Origin of the sequence: Streptomyces sp. NBC_01429, assembly GCF_036231945.1 — a bacterium.
GTDB lineage: Bacteria > Actinomycetota > Actinomycetes > Streptomycetales > Streptomycetaceae > Streptomyces.
In genome coordinates this window covers 3446988-3466194 of sequence record NZ_CP109599.1, presented here as the reverse complement: position 1 = coordinate 3466194, position 19207 = coordinate 3446988, and the positions used below count along the sequence as shown (strand labels likewise).

Annotated in this window: 20 protein-coding genes; 10 read left to right on the top strand and 10 right to left on the bottom strand. The window is 71.8% G+C overall.

Features of this window, described 5'->3' with window-relative positions:
* Positions 1–58: 58 nt before the first annotated feature.
* Complete coding sequence (locus tag OG627_RS14785) at positions 59–745, bottom strand: SDR family oxidoreductase (RefSeq protein WP_329065227.1); 687 nt, start codon at positions 743–745, stop codon at positions 59–61.
* A gap of 119 nt (positions 746–864) precedes the next feature.
* Between OG627_RS14785 and OG627_RS14780 the strand changes: the two genes are divergently transcribed.
* Positions 865–1455, top strand: coding sequence for a TetR/AcrR family transcriptional regulator (locus OG627_RS14780; protein ID WP_329065225.1), 591 nt, complete (start codon positions 865–867; stop codon positions 1453–1455).
* Positions 1456–1622: 167 nt separating this feature from the next.
* Positions 1623–2087, top strand: coding sequence for a hypothetical protein (locus OG627_RS14775; protein ID WP_329065223.1), 465 nt, complete (start codon positions 1623–1625; stop codon positions 2085–2087).
* Positions 2088–2118: 31 nt separating this feature from the next.
* Here OG627_RS14775 and OG627_RS14770 read toward each other — a convergent pair whose 3' ends face one another.
* Positions 2119–2838 (bottom strand): rhomboid-like protein, encoded by a 720-nt coding sequence (locus OG627_RS14770; protein WP_329065221.1) that lies wholly within the window; start codon positions 2836–2838, stop codon positions 2119–2121.
* 25 nt (positions 2839–2863) lie between these two features.
* Between OG627_RS14770 and OG627_RS14765 the strand changes: the two genes are divergently transcribed.
* On the top strand, positions 2864–3769 hold the full coding sequence (locus OG627_RS14765; protein WP_443073626.1) for an aminoglycoside phosphotransferase family protein: 906 nt from the start codon (positions 2864–2866) through the stop codon (positions 3767–3769).
* 25 nt (positions 3770–3794) lie between these two features.
* On the top strand, positions 3795–4310 hold the full coding sequence (locus OG627_RS14760; protein ID WP_329065217.1) for a GNAT family N-acetyltransferase: 516 nt from the start codon (positions 3795–3797) through the stop codon (positions 4308–4310).
* Between the two features lie 3 nt (positions 4311–4313).
* Here the strand turns inward: OG627_RS14760 and OG627_RS14755 are convergent, their stop codons facing one another.
* Positions 4314–4853 (bottom strand): TetR/AcrR family transcriptional regulator, encoded by a 540-nt coding sequence (locus tag OG627_RS14755; RefSeq protein ID WP_329065215.1) that lies wholly within the window; start codon positions 4851–4853, stop codon positions 4314–4316.
* Between the two features lie 98 nt (positions 4854–4951).
* Here OG627_RS14755 and OG627_RS14750 point away from each other — a divergent pair, with 98 nt between their 5' ends.
* A complete protein-coding gene (locus tag OG627_RS14750) occupies positions 4952–5701 on the top strand; it encodes an alpha/beta fold hydrolase (protein WP_329065213.1) in 750 nt (249 codons plus the stop codon).
* Positions 5702–5787: 86 nt separating this feature from the next.
* Here the strand turns inward: OG627_RS14750 and OG627_RS14745 are convergent, their stop codons facing one another.
* The 4 genes from OG627_RS14745 to OG627_RS14730 all read right to left on the bottom strand — a co-directional run bounded on the left by OG627_RS14745 (position 5788) and on the right by OG627_RS14730 (position 10921).
* The gene (locus OG627_RS14745; protein ID WP_329065211.1) at positions 5788–6657 is read right to left on the bottom strand and encodes a hypothetical protein; all 870 of its coding nucleotides are present in this window, start codon (positions 6655–6657) and stop codon (positions 5788–5790) included.
* 120 nt (positions 6658–6777) lie between these two features.
* A complete protein-coding gene (locus OG627_RS14740; protein ID WP_443073475.1) occupies positions 6778–8352 on the bottom strand; it encodes an MFS transporter in 1575 nt (524 codons plus the stop codon).
* 161 nt (positions 8353–8513) lie between these two features.
* Positions 8514–9524: a zinc-binding dehydrogenase gene (locus OG627_RS14735; RefSeq protein WP_329065209.1), complete on the bottom strand. Its 1011-nt coding sequence runs from the start codon at positions 9522–9524 to the stop codon at positions 8514–8516.
* 149 nt (positions 9525–9673) lie between these two features.
* Positions 9674–10921, bottom strand: a complete 1248-nt coding sequence (locus tag OG627_RS14730; RefSeq protein ID WP_329065207.1) for an FAD-dependent oxidoreductase — start codon at positions 10919–10921, stop codon at positions 9674–9676.
* Between the two features lie 156 nt (positions 10922–11077).
* Between OG627_RS14730 and OG627_RS14725 the strand changes: the two genes are divergently transcribed.
* Positions 11078–11749, top strand: coding sequence for a pentapeptide repeat-containing protein (locus OG627_RS14725; protein WP_329065205.1), 672 nt, complete (start codon positions 11078–11080; stop codon positions 11747–11749).
* A 263-nt stretch (positions 11750–12012) separates the two neighbouring features.
* On the opposite strand, the gene OG627_RS14720 is transcribed toward OG627_RS14725, so the two are convergent.
* On the bottom strand, positions 12013–12510 hold the full coding sequence (locus OG627_RS14720; RefSeq protein ID WP_329072669.1) for a hypothetical protein: 498 nt from the start codon (positions 12508–12510) through the stop codon (positions 12013–12015).
* 321 nt (positions 12511–12831) lie between these two features.
* Here OG627_RS14720 and OG627_RS14715 point away from each other — a divergent pair, with 321 nt between their 5' ends.
* Positions 12832–13371: a Uma2 family endonuclease gene (locus OG627_RS14715; protein ID WP_329072667.1), complete on the top strand. Its 540-nt coding sequence runs from the start codon at positions 12832–12834 to the stop codon at positions 13369–13371.
* 45 nt (positions 13372–13416) lie between these two features.
* Positions 13417–14883 carry a M1 family metallopeptidase gene (locus OG627_RS14710; RefSeq protein WP_329065204.1) on the top strand — a complete coding sequence of 489 codons (1467 nt, stop codon included), beginning with the start codon at positions 13417–13419 and terminating at the stop codon, positions 14881–14883.
* Positions 14884–15006: 123 nt separating this feature from the next.
* Here OG627_RS14710 and OG627_RS14705 read toward each other — a convergent pair whose 3' ends face one another.
* Entirely contained in the window at positions 15007–15582 is a 576-nt protein-coding gene (locus tag OG627_RS14705; RefSeq protein WP_329065203.1) for a TerD family protein, read from the bottom strand.
* A 261-nt stretch (positions 15583–15843) separates the two neighbouring features.
* On the opposite strand from OG627_RS14705, the gene arfB reads away from it, so the two are divergent.
* The gene (gene arfB, locus OG627_RS14700) at positions 15844–16275 is read left to right on the top strand and encodes an alternative ribosome rescue aminoacyl-tRNA hydrolase ArfB (protein WP_329065202.1); all 432 of its coding nucleotides are present in this window, start codon (positions 15844–15846) and stop codon (positions 16273–16275) included.
* A gap of 137 nt (positions 16276–16412) precedes the next feature.
* Here arfB and OG627_RS14695 read toward each other — a convergent pair whose 3' ends face one another.
* Positions 16413–16988: a flavin reductase family protein gene (locus OG627_RS14695; protein WP_329072665.1), complete on the bottom strand. Its 576-nt coding sequence runs from the start codon at positions 16986–16988 to the stop codon at positions 16413–16415.
* 437 nt (positions 16989–17425) lie between these two features.
* Between OG627_RS14695 and cdgB the strand changes: the two genes are divergently transcribed.
* Positions 17426–19177 (top strand): diguanylate cyclase CdgB, encoded by a 1752-nt coding sequence (gene cdgB / locus OG627_RS14690; protein WP_329065200.1) that lies wholly within the window; start codon positions 17426–17428, stop codon positions 19175–19177.
* The last annotated feature ends 30 nt before the right edge of the window (positions 19178–19207 follow it).

The following is a 19207-nucleotide window of genomic DNA, read 5'->3' as shown; positions in this document are numbered from 1 at the left end:
GGACTCTTGATGAGGTGGGACGAGGTGACGGGGGAGGTGCCGGGGGAGGTGCTGCGCCTCACGTCGCGTTCGGCGAGGCGGCCAGGCTCTGCCTGACGTACCGGGTGGTCTCGTCGGCGAGGATCTCGGGCAGGCCCGTCTCGATGCCGTACAGGGCCTGTGCGGCGACATCGGCCGGGTCGGCCTTCTGGTCGGCGGGGACGCCCGCGGCCATGTCGGTGTCCATGTATCCGACGTGCAGCGCCGAGACGGTGATGCCGCGGGGCGCCAGCTCCTCCCGGGCCGCGTCGGTCAGCGCCCATGCCGCGGCCTTGGCCGCCGCGTAGGACCCGAGGCCGGCCGGGTGCAGCCAGGACAGGACGGACAGGACGTTGAGCACGGCGCCGCCGCCGTTGCCCTCGATGACGGGGGCGAAGGCCCGTGTCACGGCGAGCGGGCCGAAGAAGTTCGTCTCCATCTCCTGGCGCACGGCGGCTGTTTCGCCCGCGATCAGCGGCGTGGCGGTGGAGATGCCCGCGTTGTTCACCAGCAGCGTCGCGTCGGAGGCCGTGCGGACCGCGGCCCGGATCGACTCCTCGTCCGTTATGTCCAGCCGCAGCGGGGTGACGCCCGGCAGGTCCACCGTCTCGGGACGGCGGGCCGCCGCGTAGACCTTCGCCCCGCGCTCCACGAGCTGGGTGGCCAGATGCCGCCCGAGCCCCCGGTTGGCTCCGGTGACCACCGCTACCGCGTCCTTCAGTTCCATGACCACTCCCGGCGTCGTGGGCACCGTCCGTCCGGAGCCCGCGTGAATTAGATTATGACTACAATCTAAAACATGGTCTAGCATAGATGTCAAACGACATCCAATAGAGGAGGTGGCTGATGGGCCGCGTATCGCGGGCGCAGGCGGAGGAGAACCGCCAACGGGTCGTGGCAACCGCCTCCCGCCTCTTCCGGGAGCAGGGCACCCACGTCAGCGTCGCCGACCTGATGAAGGCGTCCGGTCTGACCCACGGCGGCTTCTACAAGCAGTTCGCCTCCAAAGAGGCGCTCGTCGACGAGGCCACCGCCCACGCGTTCGGCGAACTCGCCCAGCGCCACAAGGACGGACTGGAGCGGCATGCCGGACAGGGCCCCGCCGCCCAGCGGGCTGTGATCGACGCCTACCTCTCCGTCGAGCACCGCGACGGCGCGGCGGACGGCTGCCCCGTCGCCGCGCTCGTCACCGACATGGCGCGCGAACCGGGAGACCGCGAGGCCCGCCGCGTCTACACCGAGGGAGTGGGCGACTTCGCCGGGTGGCTCGCCACCGAGGGCGAGGGCGAGGGCGGGGACGGCATCACCCGGCTGTGCACCATGCTCGGCGCGCTCGTCCTGGCCCGCGCCACCACGGGCTCCCCGCTCTCCGAGGAGATCCTCGCCGCCGCGCGCGCGGCCCTGACGGCGGGGACCTCTCCGGAGGGGGACGCGTAGGCGTCTTCCCGTTCCCGAAGCTCCGCACCGGGGGCGAATCCCCGCGCTACTTTCCGTACCCGTCTACTCACGCTCGCGAAAACTCTCTACGGTGGAGCGGGCGACCGGGCGGCCGGGCGGCCGGAGCGTCCGGGCGGCCGGAGCGTCCGAGCGGCAAGGGGGGTTCAATGGAAGCCGAGTTGGCGGCATTGGCGGCGTCGGGGGCCACGACACTGGTCGGTCTCATGGTCTCGGACGCCTGGGCCCAGGGGCGGGAGCGGCTGGCGCGCTTCCTCGCCCGGGGCGGTGACGAGCGCGCGGAGAGCGCGGCCGACGAGGAACTCCGGATCTCCCGCCGGGAACTGACCACGGCCCGCGCGGAGGACGACGAGACGGCCGCCGCCGATGTGGAGGCCCTCTGGCGGACGAGGCTGCGCCGCGTACTCCGGGCGGACCCCGCCGCGGCGGCGGAGCTGCGGCTCCTGCTGGACGAGCTGGCGCCGCCGCCGGACGACCGGCCGGTCAGCGTCGTACACAACAGCGTCAGCGGCGGCGTGCAGCACGGATCCGTCATCCAGGGGCGGGACTTCTACGGGCTGACGCTCGGCGACCCGGCCGACCGCCGCGACCCGGCCGACCGCCGTACCGACTAGGGCCTTTCCGTCGCCTGTGAGGGCAGCATGGCTAGCCGGCAGGTCGTGTCCGCGAAGTCCCCCTCGGCCGGTCCCACGCCGCCCCACGCGCACGCTTCCGCGCCGACCCCCGGCCCGGGCCTCGCCCCCGCCCTCGTCCCCGTCCCCGGCCCCGGCCCCGGGCGATCGGGTAGCACGCGAGCCCGATGAGGACGGCGCTGAAGTGGCCGAGATCGGTGAAGGTGCGCCCGGCGATCAAGGGGATGCCGAAGAAGATGAGGACAGCGGCGAGATACGGCAGGTGCCAGGGCCGGGGCACCCGGTAGGCCAGGACGGCGATCACCCCCGCGAGCGCGTAACTGACCCCGATGTCCAGCGTGTTGACCGCCGACTGCGGGGCATGGCCGTGGTGCACGGCCCAGCTCAGCACCCCCTCGCTGACCAGTGTCGCGCCGATGTGCGCCAGCGCGGCGACCGCGAGCCAGCGCAGGGTGCCGAGCCAGTGCTCGGCCGGCGCGTGGAAGACCGTGTAGAGCACGGCGTACGGGAGCCAGCTGCCGCCGTCGATCCAGAAGGCGCTGGAGATGAGCACCCGCAGGGGGCTCGTCGACAGCTCGTGGATGTTGGTGGAGCGCTGACGCAGGAAGTCCTCCTCGAAATCCGGTGACATCCGGTGCAGGGCGACGGTGGTGACGAAGAGGGCCGCCAGCCAGAGATAGGTGCCGGGGGCGCTCGTGATCCAGACGCGGACCGTGTGGAGGAAGCGGCGCATGGGGTGATTCACCCATGGCTCTAGCATCGAATCCGTGATTGACATTCCGGTGGCGCTGGCGGAAACACAGTCGAAGTACAACGGCGAGGCGGGCCGCGCGTTCATCGCGGAGCTGCCGGGGCTGGCGGCGGACTTCCTGGACCGTTGGGAACTACGGCTCACCGGCCCCTCGATGTACGGCGTGTGCGCGCTGGTGCTCCCCGTGGAACGCCCGGACGGTACGGACGCCGTGCTGAAGCTCCAGCTCCTGGACGACGAGTCGGTCGGCGAGCCCGTGGCGCTGCGCGCGTGGGACGTGGCCGGCGGCGGTTCCGTACGGCTGCTCCGGCACGACGAGGCCACCGGCACGATGCTGCTGGAGCGCCTGAGCCCCCGCGACCTGGGGGAAGTGGAGGCGCGGGAGGCGGTCCGTGTCATCGCCGAACTGCTCGCCCGGCTCACGGCGGTACGGGCCCCCGCCGGGGTGCGCGGGCTCGGCTCCATCGCGGCCCGGATGCTGGACGACGTACCCCGGCTGTCCCGGCTCCTCCCGGACGAGGACGAACGCCGGCTGCTGCGCGACTGCGCGGCGGCGGTGCGCGAGGTCGCGGCCGAGCCGGGGGACCGGCTGCTGCACTGGGACCTGCACTACGCGAACGTCCTCGCGACCCCCGACGGCGACCCGCGCGGCCCCTGGCTCGCCATCGACCCGAAGCCGCTGGCCGGCGACCCCGGGTTCGAGCTGCTGCCCGCGCTCGGCAACCGCTTCGACGCGGCGGAGACCGACCGGCGCTTCGACCTGATGACGGAGGTGCTCGGGCTGGACCGGGAGCGCGCGGGCGCATGGACGCTGGGGCGCGTCCTCCAGAACAGCCTGTGGCACATCGAGGACGGCGAGCGCGCGCTCGATCCGGTACAGGTGTCCATCGGCCGGGCGCTGCTGGCGCGCTGACCGGAGAAAGAGAGAGGCTGGGCCCATGATTCGTACCGCGACCGCCGCCGACGTCCCCGTGATCCACGCGATGATCCGGGAGCTGGCGGAGTACGAGAGGGTTCCCGACGAGGCACGCGCGACCGAGTCCCAGCTCCACGAGGCGCTCTTCGGCGAACGCCCCGCCGCGTACGCGCACCTCGCGGAGACGGCGGACGGTGAGCCGGTCGGCTTCGCGCTCTGGTTCCTGAACTTCTCGACGTGGCGCGGGGTCCACGGCATCTACCTGGAAGACCTGTACGTACGCCCCGACCGCCGGGGCGGCGGCCACGGCAGGGCACTGCTGACCGAGCTGGCCCGCATCTGCGTGGAGCGCGGCTACGAGCGCCTGGAGTGGTCCGTACTGGACTGGAACGAACCGTCGATCGCCTTCTACCGCTCCCTGGGCGCGCTGCCGCAGGACGAGTGGACGGTCTTCCGCCTGACGGACGAGGCGCTGGGCGCACTGGGCGCGCCGGGGACATCGGGAACGTCGGTGACGTCGGGCGGTGGCGGGCGGTAGTCCTCAGCTGGGTGTGAGGCCGGCCCGGAGGATGTGGAGGTAGGCATCGGTCGCGGCGGGCTGCCGTTCCGCCGGGTGTTCGTTGACGGCGTGGATCAGTCCGCACAGTAGTTTCAGCAGGTTCTCGCCGGTGAGCACGGGGGCCGGACGGATGCGGTCGAGCAGGCGGGAGGCGGCTGCGGCCAGTTCGCCCTTTGCCTGGCGCAAGGAATCCGTCTCGTCGGTCGCGGTGATCAGGACGTCGATGAGGCCGGGCTGCGCGAGGGCGGCCGACAGTGCCGTGTGGAGGAACTCGACGAGGGCCTGGACGGGCTCCGGGCGGCGCTCCGCCTCGGCGGCCGCGCCGATGAGGTCGCGTACCGAGGTCTCCAGGACTGCTTCGAGCATGGCCCGTTGGGTCGGGAACAGGCGGTAGACCGTCCCGACCCCTACGTCGGACCGGCGGGCGAGTTCGTTGAGGGTGAGCGTGATCTCCCCGGCGGTGATGGCCCGGTGGGCTTCGTCGAAGATCCTCTGCCTGTTCCGTGCGGCGTCGGCCCGCATGCTCTTCCTCCCTCACGGTGCTAGGTGGATAGGTTATCAGCTTGATGCTACGGTGCGTGAAGTTGATAGCTCATCCACTTATCTGCTGGGGAGTAGCCATGACCGTCGTATTCGTGCACGGAGTGCCCGAAACGCCCACCATCTGGAACGACATCCGGGAACGGACCGAGCGGGCGACCGTGGCCCTGCGGCTGCCCGGCTTCGGCAGCCCTCGCCCGGCCCGCCTGCGGGACAAGGACGCGTACGCGGACTGGCTCGCCGACGAACTGCGCGCCATCGGCGGGCCGGTCGACGTCGTCGGCCACGACTGGGGCGGCCACCTCACGATGCGGGTCGTCTCCGCCTACGACGTGCCCGTACGCAGCTGGGTGTCCGACGTCGCCCACGGCTGGCACCCCGACTACCAGTGGCACGAAGCGGCCACCTTGTGGCAGAAGAGCCCGGAGGGCGAGGAGTCGCTCGCCGGACTGCGCGAGTCGCCCTCCGGCAGCGGCCACACCTTCGGCGACTTCCTCCAGCCCCGGGGCATGAGCCCCGAACTGGCGAAGGAGGTCGACGACACCCACGACGCGGAGATGAGCGCGGCCATCCTGGCGCTCTACCGCTCGGCCTGGCCCAACTTCCACGCCGACTGGGGCAAGGAATTCGACCGTCCCGCCGCTGCTCCGGGGCTGATCCTGGCCCCGACCGGCGACCCCATGGCGCAGCCCGCGCAGGACCGGGACATGGCCGAGCGGCTCGGGGCCCAGCTGACGGAGTTCGACGGCCTCACCCACTACTGGATGCTTCAGGACCCCGACCGGGGCGCGGACGTGTTGCGCCGCTTCTGGGCGTCACTCCCCAGCTGAGACCGCAGCGGCCCCGGGTGGCGACGCGCCTGCTTCCGTCGGTGCGAACTTCCCCGCCGCCCCGGCGCCCCGCCGCCCCGCTGGGCTCAGCCTCTCATCGGGTGGATCGTCGAGGCGGGCGGTTCGAGGTCCGTGCAGCCGCGCCGCTCGGCCTGGTCCTCGGCGAAGGCGTCCAGGAGCGGGCGCAGTTGACGTCCGGTGAGGTACCGGTCCTCGGCGTCGGTGCCGCGCGCGTTGCCGTAGGCGAGGTGGTTGACCGCCTCGGCGTCACAACGCGCGGTGGCCCGGCCGTAGTTCTCGCTCATCATCGGCCGACGGGAGTCGCGGCCGTCCGAGTAGGAGACGTTGTGCGGGAGCAGCCGCACGAAGGGCTGGTCCGTCCAGTCGCCGTACCAGCCGGAGGACTCCACCGCCGCCTCGCCGCTCGCCGTGTCCGTGAGCGAGCAGCCGGTGACCGGGGCGTCGGTGTCGGTGTGGGGCACGACGCCCCAAGGTGCGCCGGAGGGATTCTTCGGCAGGGTGATCCCGGCCAGCCAGCCGCACACCGTGTCCTTCGCCTCGGCCGGCGGCACCGCGCGCGGTGGCTCGTACGGGTCGCTCCCGGCGGATGGCGTCGGCAGCGGTTCGGCTCCGCAACCGAGGCGCTGGGAGGCGCCGTTGGCCATGGAGACGGCGATCCGTATCCGGCCCGGGGAGATGTCGTCGCCCTTGCTGAGCACGGTGGTGACCAGCCTGCGCTTCCGTCCCTGGGCATCCCGTTCCAGATCCGGGCAGTCCTGGATGATGACCGGGCCGAACGCGTTGGCGAGGCCCGGTATCCCGGCGGGGAGCGCGAATCGCGCCCCGAAGGGGCGGGTGAATCCGAGGTCGAGTTCCCGCCGTACATCCGCCGTGTTGGTGTAGGCGTCCACGGCCAGGACGGCGTGGCGGTCGTCGCGGTTGATGTGGCACCTCATCCGTCCCCGGCCGGGGTCGGCCTCGTCCGTACCGGCCTGGAGCCGCTCGTCCGGCAGGACGTCGGCGAGGTCGGCGGCGCGGGCCGGTCGTAGCCGCTCACACGTGATCGGGCCGGGCGGTCACGCCTCGCGCTGTTGCGGGGAGCGCGCCGTGACCATGACCATCGCCAGCACCGCCGCGAACAGCAGGATGCCCGCCGCCCAGGCGATGGCGACCGTGAAGCCGTGGACCGTGGCGGTGTTGGCGAGGGCGGTCTTCTGCGCGGAGGTCAGGCCGCCCCGTTGGGCCGCCTGTTCGGCCGCCTTCGCGAGGTGGCTCGTCGCGTACGCGGTCGCGCTGGTGATGGCGATGGTGTTGAGGAGCGACGTACCGATGGAGCCGCCGATCTGCTGCGCCGTGTTGACGGTCGCCGAGGTGACGCCGGCGTCCTTCGGGGCGACACCTGAGGTGGCGACGGACATCACGGGGAGGAAGGTGAGGCCCATGCCGAGGCCGAGCAGCAGGGTGCCGGGCATGATGTGGGAGACGTAGCTGGAGTGGGTGTCGATGAAGGTGAGGCTGAAGAGGCCGCCGGAGGCGATCAGCAGGCCGGGGCCCATCAGCAGGCGCGGCTGTACGTAGTGCATCAGGCGGGCCGCGATCTGGGTCGAGCCGATGATGATCATGGCGCTCATCGGCATGAAGGCGAGGCCGGTCCTGAGCGGTGAGTAGCCGAGGATGTTCTGCAGGAAGAACGTCATGAACAGGAACAGCCCGAACATGCCGATCGTCGTCAGGCACATGGTCAGCACCGAGCCCGCCCGGCTGCGGTCCTTGATGATGTGCGGCGGCAGCAGCGGGCTCGGCGCGCGCGTCTGCCACCACGCGAAGCAGGCGAGGAGCACCACGGAGCCGCACAGCAGCCCCAGGACCAGCGCGGACGACCAGCCGCGCGACTCGGCCTCGCTGAACCCGTAGACGAGGGCGACCAGACCGCCGCAGCCGAGGATGACGCCCGGGATGTCGAGGCGCGACTCCTTGTGGCCCTCCCGGTCGTGCAGCAGCCCGAACGCGCCGAAGACGGCGATCACGGCGATCGGCACGTTCACGTACAGGCACCACCGCCAGGACAGGAACTCGGTGAGTACGCCGCCGAGCAGCAGCCCGATCGCCGCGCCGCCGCCCGCGATGGCGCTGTAGATCCCGAACGCCTTCGCGCGCTCCCTGCCGTCCCGGAAGGTCGTGGTGAGCAGGGAGAGCGCGGAGGGGGCCAGGATCGCGGCGAACATGCCCTGGAGCGCGCGGGACGCGAAGAGCATCCCCGGGCTCTGGGCGGCCCCGCCGAGCGCGGAGGCTGCGGCGAAGCCGATGAGGCCGATGATGAAGGTGCGCTTGCGGCCGACGAGGTCGGCGATCCGGCCGCCGAGCAGCAGCAGTCCGCCGAACGCGAGGGTGTAGGCGGTGATGACCCACTGCCGGTTGCCGTTGGTGAGGCCCAGTTCGCGCTGGGCGGACGGCAGGGCGATGTTCACGATGGTGGCGTCGAGCACGACCATCAGCTGGGCCATCGCGATGACGGCCAGCCCCCACCACCGGTGGGTCTCGGGGTCGGTGTCCGAGGTGCCGGACGGGCCGGACGGGCCGGAGGCGGGTCCGTCAGCGCTGCCGAGGGCACCAGGGTTGTCGGGGTCGCCGGAATTCACCGAGTCGCTCATCGGGATCTTCCCTCACCGTGGATCTCTGCGGATCTGCGGAATCGCGCATACATCTGCACAGAACACCACGAATCGGCCACGCCCGCTTCCCGCGCCGCCCCGGCGTGACGGCTCCGGGTTCACGGCTTCACGGCTGCGGATCTGCGGCTGCGGCTCCGTGGCTACGGCTCCAGGACCACCTTGCCCATCGTGCCCCGCGTCTCCAGCGCGCGGTGGGCCTGTGCCGCCTGGGCGAGAGGGAAGCGCTGTACGGCGGGACGGAGGCGGCCGGACTCCGCCTCGGCCAGGGAACGTTCTTCGAGGGCGCGAAGGCTGCCGCCCGCCTTCTCGATCATGGCCGGGCCGAGGACGGACCCGGAGGTGATGCCGCGCTCCGCCAGTTCCTCGGCGGTGAAGGTCAGCGGCGCCCCGTCGTGCGGGCCCTTCCCCGACCAGCCGAAGACGAGGTGCTTGCCGCCCTTGGCGAGGAGGTCGACGGCCGCCAGCCCGGTCGCCCCGCCGACGGAGTCGAAGACGACGGTCGCGCCCCGGTCGCCGTGCCGGTCGCGCAGGAAGCGGCGTACGCGGTCGGGCCAGTCGGGGAGGGTGTAGTCCACGGCGAGGTCGGCGCCGTTCTCGGCCACCCGGGTGACCTTGGCCGGGCCGCCCGCGAGGCCGATGACGGTGGCGTCGACGTTCTTCCCGTACTGCACGAGGAGGGTGCCGATACCGCCGGCGGCGGCCGGTACGAGCGCGATGTCACCGGCGCCGAGGTCCGCGAACAGGAGGATGCCCATGGCCGTACGGCCCGTTCCGATCATGGCGACGGCCTCGGCCTCGTCGAGGTCGTCCGGGATCTCGTGGAGCCGGCCGGTATCGGTGACGGCGAGTTCGGCGTAACCGCCAGGGACCATCCCCAGGTGTGCCACGACGCGCTTGCCGAGCAGGTCGGCGGCCACGCCCTCGCCGAGCGACTCGACCGTACCGGCGACCTCGCGGCCGGGGACGGTGGGCAGCTCGGCGGGGGCGGGGTACGGGCCGGTCATGCCCTGGCGCAGCGCGGTGTCCAGGAGGTGGACCCCGGCGGCGGTGACGGCGATCCGCACCTGGCCGGGACCGGGGACGGGGTCGTCGGCGCGCTCGTACCGGAGGTTCTCGGCGGGACCGAAGGCGTGGAGGCGGACGGCATGCATGACGGGGCTCCCTGATGTGGGCCGACGGGCGGAGTGGGCCGACGGGCGGGTGCGGGTCGACGGACGGATGCGAGTCGGCGGACGGTGTGCGGCGGCGGGCGCGGGGCGTGGATACGGCGGTGTGCCGCCCGCCGGATCAGCCTCCGACCTCAAGCGCCCTTGAGGTCAAGCCCCTGCCGTTCCCGCCGTCCCAGCCGCCGCACCGCCAGCGTCGCCGCCTCGATGCCGCTGTTGAAGGACACCTCGCTGAGCACTCCCGGCGCCGCCACCTGGTCGCCCGCGAGATAGACGCCGTCGCCCCGGTCGATACGGGGCCGGTCCCGCCAAGTGGTGCCCGGCGGGTCGACCGCGCCCGTACGGCCGGTCGCGAGGGACTCGCACCGCCATACGACGCGCTCGCGCCAGCCGGGGAACCCCAGGTCGAGCAGGTGCTCGCCGCGCGCGACGCCGTCGGCGCGCGACTGGCCGGGGCCGATGGGGAACTGCCCCTGGAGCAGTTGCTCCCCGGCCGGGGCCAGGGTCGGATCGTGCGCGGTGAAGCGTTCGAGCCAGCCCGGGGCGTCGAGGTCCGAGACGAAGAGCGGACCGTGCTCGTCCGTACGCTCGCGCTTGCGGACCGTACGGTTCCGGCGACCCGCACGGTCCGCGCGCAGCGCCAGATCCAGCAGCGCCGTCCGGCCGCCGGTCCAGGACAGGCCGTCGTCCTTGAGGAGGCGGCGGGCCGCTTCCAGCGAGGTCGCGACGATCACCGGCGCGTCCTGGGCGCTGTGCCCGGGGAGGGCGTCGATCCGGGCGGCCGTCTCGATCCGTACGCCCAGCTCCGTGGCGCGCCCGGCCATCCGGTCGACCAGCCGGCCCCAGCCGCCGACCGGGAAACGCGCCTCGGGCGGGAACGCGGCGGCCCGGCGCAGCCGCTCCTGGACGAAGGCGGCGGACAGCGCGCCCGGATCGTGGTGGAAGAGCGCGACGGCGACGTAATGCGCGGCGGCGCGGGCGGTCTCGCGCCCCGCCGTCGCGGTCGCCCACGTCATGAAGTCGATGTCGGCCGGCGCCCGCCCCACCCCGCGACGGCTGAGGGCGATCAGCCCCGGGGGCGGGGTCCTGCGCAGGACCCCGCCCCGGTGGAAGCGGATCCGGGGCACCTCGCGCGGCGGCGAGCTTGCCATGGGGTCGAGCAGCCCGCGGTGCCGCAGCCAGGCCCAGTGCGGACCGTGGCGGTAGAGGGCGTGCGGCCCCTCGTTGGTGAGGTACGGGCCCTCGGACGTACGGGCCCGGCCGCCGAGGGTGCGGTGGCCCTCGTACAGGGTGACGGGTACGCCCGACTCGGCGGCGGTGATGGCGGCGGCGAGCCCCGCGAGGCCGCCTCCGACGACAGTGACGCGCTGACTGGAATCCATGGTCCGTGTCTCTCCTCCGTCGTGTGCACCGGCTCTGTGTATCTGCGTCGGCCCTGTGCGTGGGCCCTGTGCATCGGTCCGTCTCCGCTGTGACGTGAACCGGTCGTCCGCATGTGACATGGGCGTGTTGTCAGAGGTGTACGTCACCATGGGGACATGGCACGTAAGACGACCAAGAGCGGGGCTCCTGCGGCGAAGCGCGCGGAGGTGCGGCTGCCACCACTCAGCCCGTACGGCGGCGGACTGGAGCCGGACGGCGACTATGACGGACTGGAGTTCAAGGACCTCGACCTGGGAGGACAGGAGGGGCCGGGGGCGCGGTTCATCGACTGCGCGCTGCGCGACTGCGGGCTGGACGAGACGGCGCTCGGCCGGGCGCGCTTCGTCGATTCCGTGCTGAGCGGAGTCCGGGGCGTGGGCACGGACCTGTCGGGGGCGTCGCTGCGCGACGTCGAGGTGGTGGACGCGCGGCTGGGCGGCGTGCAGTTGCACGGCGCGGTGCTGGAGCGGGTGCTCATCAAGGGCGGGAAGATCGACTACCTGAATCTGCGCAAGTCCCGCCTCAGGGACGTGGTGTTCGAGGGCGTCGTCCTGTCGGAGCCGGACTTCGGGGGCGCGGAGCTGGAGCGGGTCGAGTTCCGCGACTGCGTGATCAGGCGCGCGGACCTGAGCGGGGTGCGGATGAAGGACGTCGATCTGCGGACGGTCGCCGAGCTGGACATCGCCCGTGGGCTCGACCGGCTGGCGGGCGCGGTGATCAGCTCGGCGCAACTGCTCCAGCTGGCCCCGGCGTTCGCGGCGCAGATCGGCGTGCGGGTGGAGGACTGAGGGCGGCGGGCCGCGGGGGCCTGCGTACGGCCCGGGGCCGGGAATGACCGGAGGCCCCGATCCGGGGGGAGAGATCGGGGCCTCGGCGGTGCTGTGGGGGTACGCCTTCTGTGGGGGGAGGAAGCGGTCGCCCGGTTCCCGGCGGTACCCCCGCAATCAAGCGTGTGCCCGGTGGTGCGGGATGTACGCGGGGCAACGCGGAAAACGATGAGTGGACTGTGTGTCCACTGTGTGTTCGCTGAGTGAGGGGGGCGGTGAGGGGGTCAGTTGCGAGGGAAGCGGGACTGAAGGTCCCAGATGATCGGGTTGTCGGCCAGACCCTCGTGCATGTCGGCCAGATCCGCGATCAGATCGTGCAGGAAGTCGCGCGCCTCGCGCCGCAGCAGCCGGTGGCCGAAGGTGAGCGGCGGCTCGTCGCCGTGCATCCAGTCGGCCTCGACATCGACCCAGCCGAAGCGCCGCTGGAAGAGCATCCGGTCCGCCGACTCGGTGAAGTCCAGCTCGGCGTACTGGGGTCTGGCGGCCCGGCTGCCGCGCGGGTCGCGGTCGAGCTGCTCGACGATGTCGCACAGCGCCCAGGCGAAGTCGAGCACCGGCACCCATCCCCAGGCCGTGGACACCTCGCGGTCCGCGACGGTGTCCGCGAGATAGACGTCCCCGCAGAACAGGTCGTGACGCAGCGCCCGTACGTCCGCCTGGCGGTAGTCGGTCTGCGGAGGGTCGGGGAAGCGGCGGGAGAGGGAGTAGCCGATGTCGAGCACGGGCTTGATGGTGTCATGGCCGAACGGGTGACCGGGCCACGGAGTCATTCGCGTGACCCGTACCGCGCTGGCCAGCAGAAACGTCACCGCTCGCACGTTCGAGTGAACGCTGACGGCTGGCTCCCCGGTGGTGCGGCCTAGGCTGGCAGTGTCGCTCTGTGTGCGAAGGAGTCCGCCGTGGCACTGCCTGTTCCGGAACACGAGCCGTACGAGTCGAACGAGCCGTACAAGTCGAACGAACCGTACGAGCGATACGAAGGCGAGGACGACGAACTCGCCTACAAGCGTCTGCTCGGAAAGCTCAAGGGAAGGGTCCCGGCCATGGCGGTAGAAGCAGCCTTCGACGTATTCAGTGCGGCTGCCCCTGAGGGGTGGCGCGTGGAATTGATCGAAGGGGAGATCCACGTGGTGCCTCCGGCCAACGGCGAACACGAAGAATTCGTTTCTGAGATGACGATTCAGGTCGCGCGACGCAGTAAAGATCTTCAGCTCCGGACATACACGGGCATCGGCCTCATCGTCCCAGGCGCCTCGGCCAGCGGCAGGGTCATCCCCGACCTCGTGATCGCATCGAAGGGGAGTTTCGCGGACGAGTTTGAATACCATGATCCGGCCCCCGCGCTGCTGGTCGCCGAGGTGACCTCGCGCTCGACGGGGGCGAACGACCGGGGCGTGAAGATCCGCGGCTACGCCCGCGCCGGGATCCCCGTCTACTTGCTCATCGACAGGGAAGCGGATCAGGCCGTCCTGTGCACCGTCCCCGTCGGTGATGCCTACCGGCGCAAGGAGTCGTACAAGCTGTCCGAGGCGGTTCCGCTGCCCGAGCCGTTCGGATTCGAGCTGGACACCGGCGCGTTCTGAGTCCGGCCGGGGCGTGACAGGGGCGGTCGCCTCTACGATCGCCGGGTGCTCCGACGCCCGACGACTCCTCTCCTACTCCTGCTCGTCCTCACGGGCTGCACCGGCGACGGCGCCCCCGTCAGCGGTGCTCCCGTCAGCGGTGCCCCGGCCGGTGCCGACGGTCTCGGCGATCCGTACTTTCCCCGGCTCGGCAACGGCGGCTACGACGTCCGGCACTACGGGCTGACCCTCGACTACACCCCCGCCACCGGCCGGCTCAGCGGCACCGCCGAGATCACCGCCCGCGCCACCCAGGACCTCGGCTCGTTCCGTCTCGACTTCGCCGGGATGACGGTCGACTCGGCGACCGTCGACGGCACGGAGGCCGCCGTCCACCGCGCCGGTACGGAGCTGACGCTGCGCCCCCGCGAGAGCCTCGGCCGGGGCGACACCTTCCGTACGGTCGTCCGCTACTCCGGCGTCCCGCGCCGGATCACCGACCCCGACGGGTCGGAGGAGGGCTGGCTCCGGTCGGACGGGAGAGCGGTCGCGCTGGGGGAGCCGACGGGGTCGATGGCCTGGTTCCCGGGCAATCACCACCCGAGCGACAAGGCGTCGTACGACATCCGGATCACTGTCCCGGCGGGTCTGAAGGCCATCTCCAACGGCGAGTTGAGGAGCGAGCGCACGAAGGCCGGGCGCACCGCCTTCGTCTGGCACGCGCCGGAGCCGATGGCGAGCTATCTCGCCACGGTGGCCATCGGCCCGTACAAGACCCGGGAGACGAAAGGAGCCGGGGGAGCCGAGGGAGCCGGGAGAGCCGAGGGAGCCGGGGGAGCAAGCGGCGCGAAGGGCGCGGTTCCCAGCTACACCGCCGTCGATCAGGCCGTCGCCGACGACCCGGCCACCGCCGACGACAGCGCGAAGCTGCTCGCCGCGATCCCCGGGATCATGAAGTGGGGCGAGAAGAACTTCGGCGCCTACCCCTTCTCCTCCACCGGCCTGATCATCGGGAGGCCCGGCCAGGCGGGATACGCCCTGGAGACCCAGACCAGGCCCTTCCTGCCGGGCCCGACCGACACCGGGACGCTGGTCCACGAGCTGGCCCACCAGTGGTTCGGCGACTCGGTGACGCCCAAGTCCTGGCGGGACATGTGGCTCAGCGAGGGCTTCGCCACCTACGCGGAGTGGCTCTGGCTGGCGGACACCGGGGACGTGCCGGTCCTGGACAGCTTCGCGCAGGCGTACGGCGACGAGGCGAACTGGGCCTTCCCGCCGGCCGTCCCGCCCTCGGCGGCGGACCTCTCGGAGCCGCCCGTGTACGGGCGGGGCGCCATGGTGCTCCAGCGGGTACGCGAGGCCGTCGGCGACGCCGCCTTCTTCCGCATCGTGCGCGGCTGGGCCCGGACGCACCGCCATGGCAACGCCGACACGGCCGACTTCACGGCGTACGTCGAGCGGCAGTCCGGCAAGGACCTCGGCGCCCTCTGGAAGGCGTGGCTGTACGGGCAGGACAAGCCGCCCCGCGACTGAGCACCGGTGCGGCGCGGACGAGAGTGGGGCCGGTGTACGGACGGGCGGGGGTACGGGCGGACAGCACCGGGCCTCCGCCGCCGGACGCGCGGCGGCGGAGGCCCGGTAGGGACTACGGGGACGTCAGAGGTTCACGCCGAAGTCCGTGGCGATGCCGACGAGGCCCGAGGCGTAGCCCTGGCCGACCGCGCGGAACTTCCACTCCGCGCCGTTGCGGTACAGCTCGCCGAAGACCATGGCGGTCTCGGTGGCGGCGTCCTCGCTCAGGTCGTAGCGGGCGATCTCCACGTCACCGGCCTGGTTGATGATGCGGATGAACGCGTTCCGGACCTGGCCGAAGTTCTGGCTGCGGGTCTCGGCGTCGTAGATGGAGACCGGGAAGACGATCTTGTCGACCTCGGCCGGCAGGCCCGCCAGGTTGACCTTGATCGACTCGTCGTCGCCCTCGCCCTCGCCGGTGGTGTTGTCACCGGTGTGGACGATCGTCTGGTCCGGCGTCGACTTGTTGTTGAAGAAGACGAAGTGGCCGTCGGAGACGACCTTCCCGGCCGCGTCCACCGCGATCGCCGAGGCGTCGAGGTCGAAGTCGGTGCCGGTGGTGGTGCGGACGTCCCAGCCGAGGCCGACCGTGACGGCCGTGAGGCCCGGCGCCTCCTTGGTGAGGGAGACGTTGCCACCCTTGGACAGGCTTACAGCCATGGGATGTCCCTTTCGTTGTCGTGTGCGGACTTCGAGCGGTCCCGAAGTTACCGTCACCCGCCATAACGCGGGCAGAGGACCAGGAGGTTCCAGCCTCTTTACTTTCTTTACCCGAGGCAGGCGATTGGCCCGAAGTCGGCTCTCCCCGGCCGGTCACCGCCGGTTACCGCCGGTCCCCGGGCGCGGGCGTGGCGAAGCCCCCGAACGGGTGCTCGGGAAAAGATGGTGACGGGAACGGCCCGGACACGGGACCATGGACACATGTCCGGGCCCACTCATGTCATCCGAGGTTCGGTCTCCCTGCCGGAGGCCGAGCTGACCTGGCGTTTCTCGCGCTCGTCGGGGCCCGGCGGCCAGCACGTCAACACCAGCGACTCGCAGGTGGAGCTGAGCTTCGACCTCGCGAAGACGCAGGCGCTGCCGCCGGTCTGGAAGGAGCGGGCCCTGGAGCGGCTCGCGAGCAGGCTGGTGGGCGGCGTGATCACCGTACGCGCGTCGGAGCACCGCTCCCAGTGGCGCAACCGCGAAGCGGCGTCCGTACGGCTCGCCGCCCTGCTGGCGGAGGCCACCGCGCCGCCGCCGCGAACGCGCCGGAAGACGAAGATCCCGCGCGGCATCAATGAGCGCAGGCTGCGGGAGAAGAAGCAGCGCGCCGACACGAAGCGGGGCAGGACCGGGCGCGACTGGTCGTAGGAGCCAGGAGCCAGAGGCGAGGAGCCAGCAGGCAGCGGCTACGGGCCGCCTGCCCGGCTCCTCGCCACTGCGTCCGGTGCCACTCCGTCCGGCCGTACACTCCGTCCGGCCGTACACCCCGTCCGGCCGTACACCCCCTACTGCCCCAACTGCCGGTAGCGCCCCTTGAAGTACATCAGCGGGTCCCCGTTGCCGCCCGGCAGCTCCGCCGCCAGCACCCTGCCGATCACCAGCGTGTGGTCACCCGCCTCGACGCGCTGCTCCGTACGGCACTCCAGCGTCGCCAGCGCGCCCTCGATCAGCGGCGCCCCGCTCAGCTCGCCCCTCCGGTAGGACGTGTCCGCGAAGAGCAGCCGGTCGCTGATCCGCCCCTTCATCGAGAACCGGCCCGCGATCTGCCGCTGGTTCTCGGTGAGCAAGGAGGCGGCCCACAGCGGCTGTTCGAGGAGCAGGTCGTCCATCCGGGAGCCGTTGCGCACGCTGACCAGCACCAGGGGCGGGTCCAGCGAGACCGACATGAAGGCGGTCGCCGTCATCCCGGCGTCCTCGCCGCGCGGTCCGTCCGCGCTCAGGGCGGGTTCGTGCGCCGTCACCAGCACCACACCCGCCGCCAGCCGGGCGAGGGCGGCGCGGAACTCGTCGTTGCTCACCCCCTCAGCATGGGGGATGGCTTCCCCGGCCTGGGGGACGGCCGGAGGAACGGCCCGGGAGATGGCCTGCGGCACCGCTTGCGGGGCGGCCTCCCCGGCGCGGGAAATACCCTCCTCGGCATGGGCGGTGGCTTCGGTACGGGGGGCGGGACTCGTCTGGGACACGCAGGAGACGCTAGTCTCGACGGTCCCCCGGCCGCATCGGGCCAGGGGACCAGCCTGGTCCTAGGACCAGGGCTCCGGAAGCCCGACCGGTGACCGGAAACAGCGCGGAACGCAAGCCCGCCACCACCCGAGTTTGCGTTCAAAAACACCATTGGCATGCTCCCACCTGGGGATCCACCCACGTGTGGCCGATGTGACTTGACTCACAGAGGCGGGTATTTGTTGACCCTGTGTACCGGGCGCACAGCACCCTGTGATTCAGTGGCGAAGACCCTGCAACACGAGAGCCGATGCGAATCCTGGAGTTGTTGTCGAGGTCTCGGGGAGAGCGAGCAATGGAGACCGAGTCGGAGCCTTACGTCCGCCTTGCGACCATGCGGCAGCTGCATGCGGCCATCGGCGAACTCAACACGGCGCGCAGCCTGGCGGACACCTTGCAGACCGTCGCCGACGGCGTCATCAGCGGACTCGGCTACCAACTCGCCTGCGTCAACGTCGTTCAGGCGGACGGTGATCTCGTCGTCGCCGCCTTCGCCGGCAGCGCCGCCGCCGAATCCCTGATCACCGGCCGTGTCGGCTCCCGGGGCTCCTGGGAGCGGCGGCTCACGATGGGCGAGCGCTGGGGCGATCTGCGGTTCATACCGCACACCGAGGGCTGGGTGCTGTCGGAGGACGACGTCCCCCAGTGGTTCACCGAGGGTCCCTACCCCCGCTTCGAGGACGAGTGGCATCCGCAGGACCGCCTGTACGCCCCCATGTACGCCGCCGCCCGCAAGGACCCCCCGGCGCACGCCATGGGCGGCGGGGGCGAGCTGCTCGGCGTCATATCCGTCGACCGGCCGCGCGGCGGCCGCCGGCCCGGGCCCTGGGGGCAGGAAGCGCTCCAGATGTACGCGTCCCAGGCGGCCATTGCGATCAGCAACGCCCGGCTCCGAGCAAACATGCAGCGCGCCCTCGTCCGGCTGGAGCGCGAGCAGCAGGCGCTGCGCGCCAGTGAGGAATCCTTCCGGCAGGCATTCGAGTACGCGCCCAGCGGCATGGCCATCGCCGAGATGGGCGGCGACCAGCACGGCCGGCTGCTCCGCACCAACGACGCGCTCTGCCGGCTGCTGGGCCGCCCGGCCTCCGCGATGCGCCGTTACTCCTTCGCCGACCTCGTCCACCCCGAGGACATCGGCACGCTGCTGCGCACCTCGGCCGAGGGCGGCCGCGCCGAGCTGCGCCTCGCCCGCCGCGACAACACGTACGTCTGGGTCTCGCTGCGCAACTCGGTCGTGGCGGACACCACGGACGGCCCCCGGCTGCTGCTCACCCACGTCGAGGACATCGAGGAGCGCAAGGGCCGCGAACTCCAGCTGGCCCACCGCGCCTCGCACGACTCGCTCACCGGCCTGCCGAACAGCGCCGAACTGCGCTCCCGCCTCAGCGCCCGGCTCTGTTCGCGCCCCCACGCCATGCGCGAGACCGCCGTCGAGGCCCTGGACGCCGCGTACGGGGGGTACGACGGCACGGTGCTCCACGAGCCCGGCTACGACCCGTACGACGGCTATGACGGGTACGGCGGCTACGAGAGTTACGACGGGTACGAGGAGAAGGCGGGCCCGCGCGGCGGAATGCGCGGCGGCCCCTTCGAGCACCATGTGCATCTGACCGCGCCCGGCGAGGGCGAGGGCGAGGGCGACGACGGCACGAAGGGCCTCGCGGTCCTCTTCTGCGACCTCGACGGCTTCAAGTCGATCAACGACCGGTTCGGCCACAACACCGGCGACGAGGTGCTGATCGAGGTCGCGCGCCGGCTCACCACGGGCGTACGGGACGGGGACACCGTCGCCCGGCTCGGCGGCGACGAGTTCGTCGTGCTCGCTGACGGTCTCGGCGCGGCGGACGCCGCCGATCTCGCCGTACGGCTGCGCAACGCGATCATCCCGCCGATCAGGGTCGACGGCCGGGCGGTGCGGGTCGGGGCGAGCTTCGGTATCAGCTGGGCGAGTTGTGGAATGTCGGTGGAGGAAGTGCTGCAATCGGCCGACCAGCGGATGTACGTGGAGAAACGCTCGCGGAGCAAGGTGCACCGGCGGGCGGGATAACGGAACGGCCGGGCCCTCGCGCCTGACGCG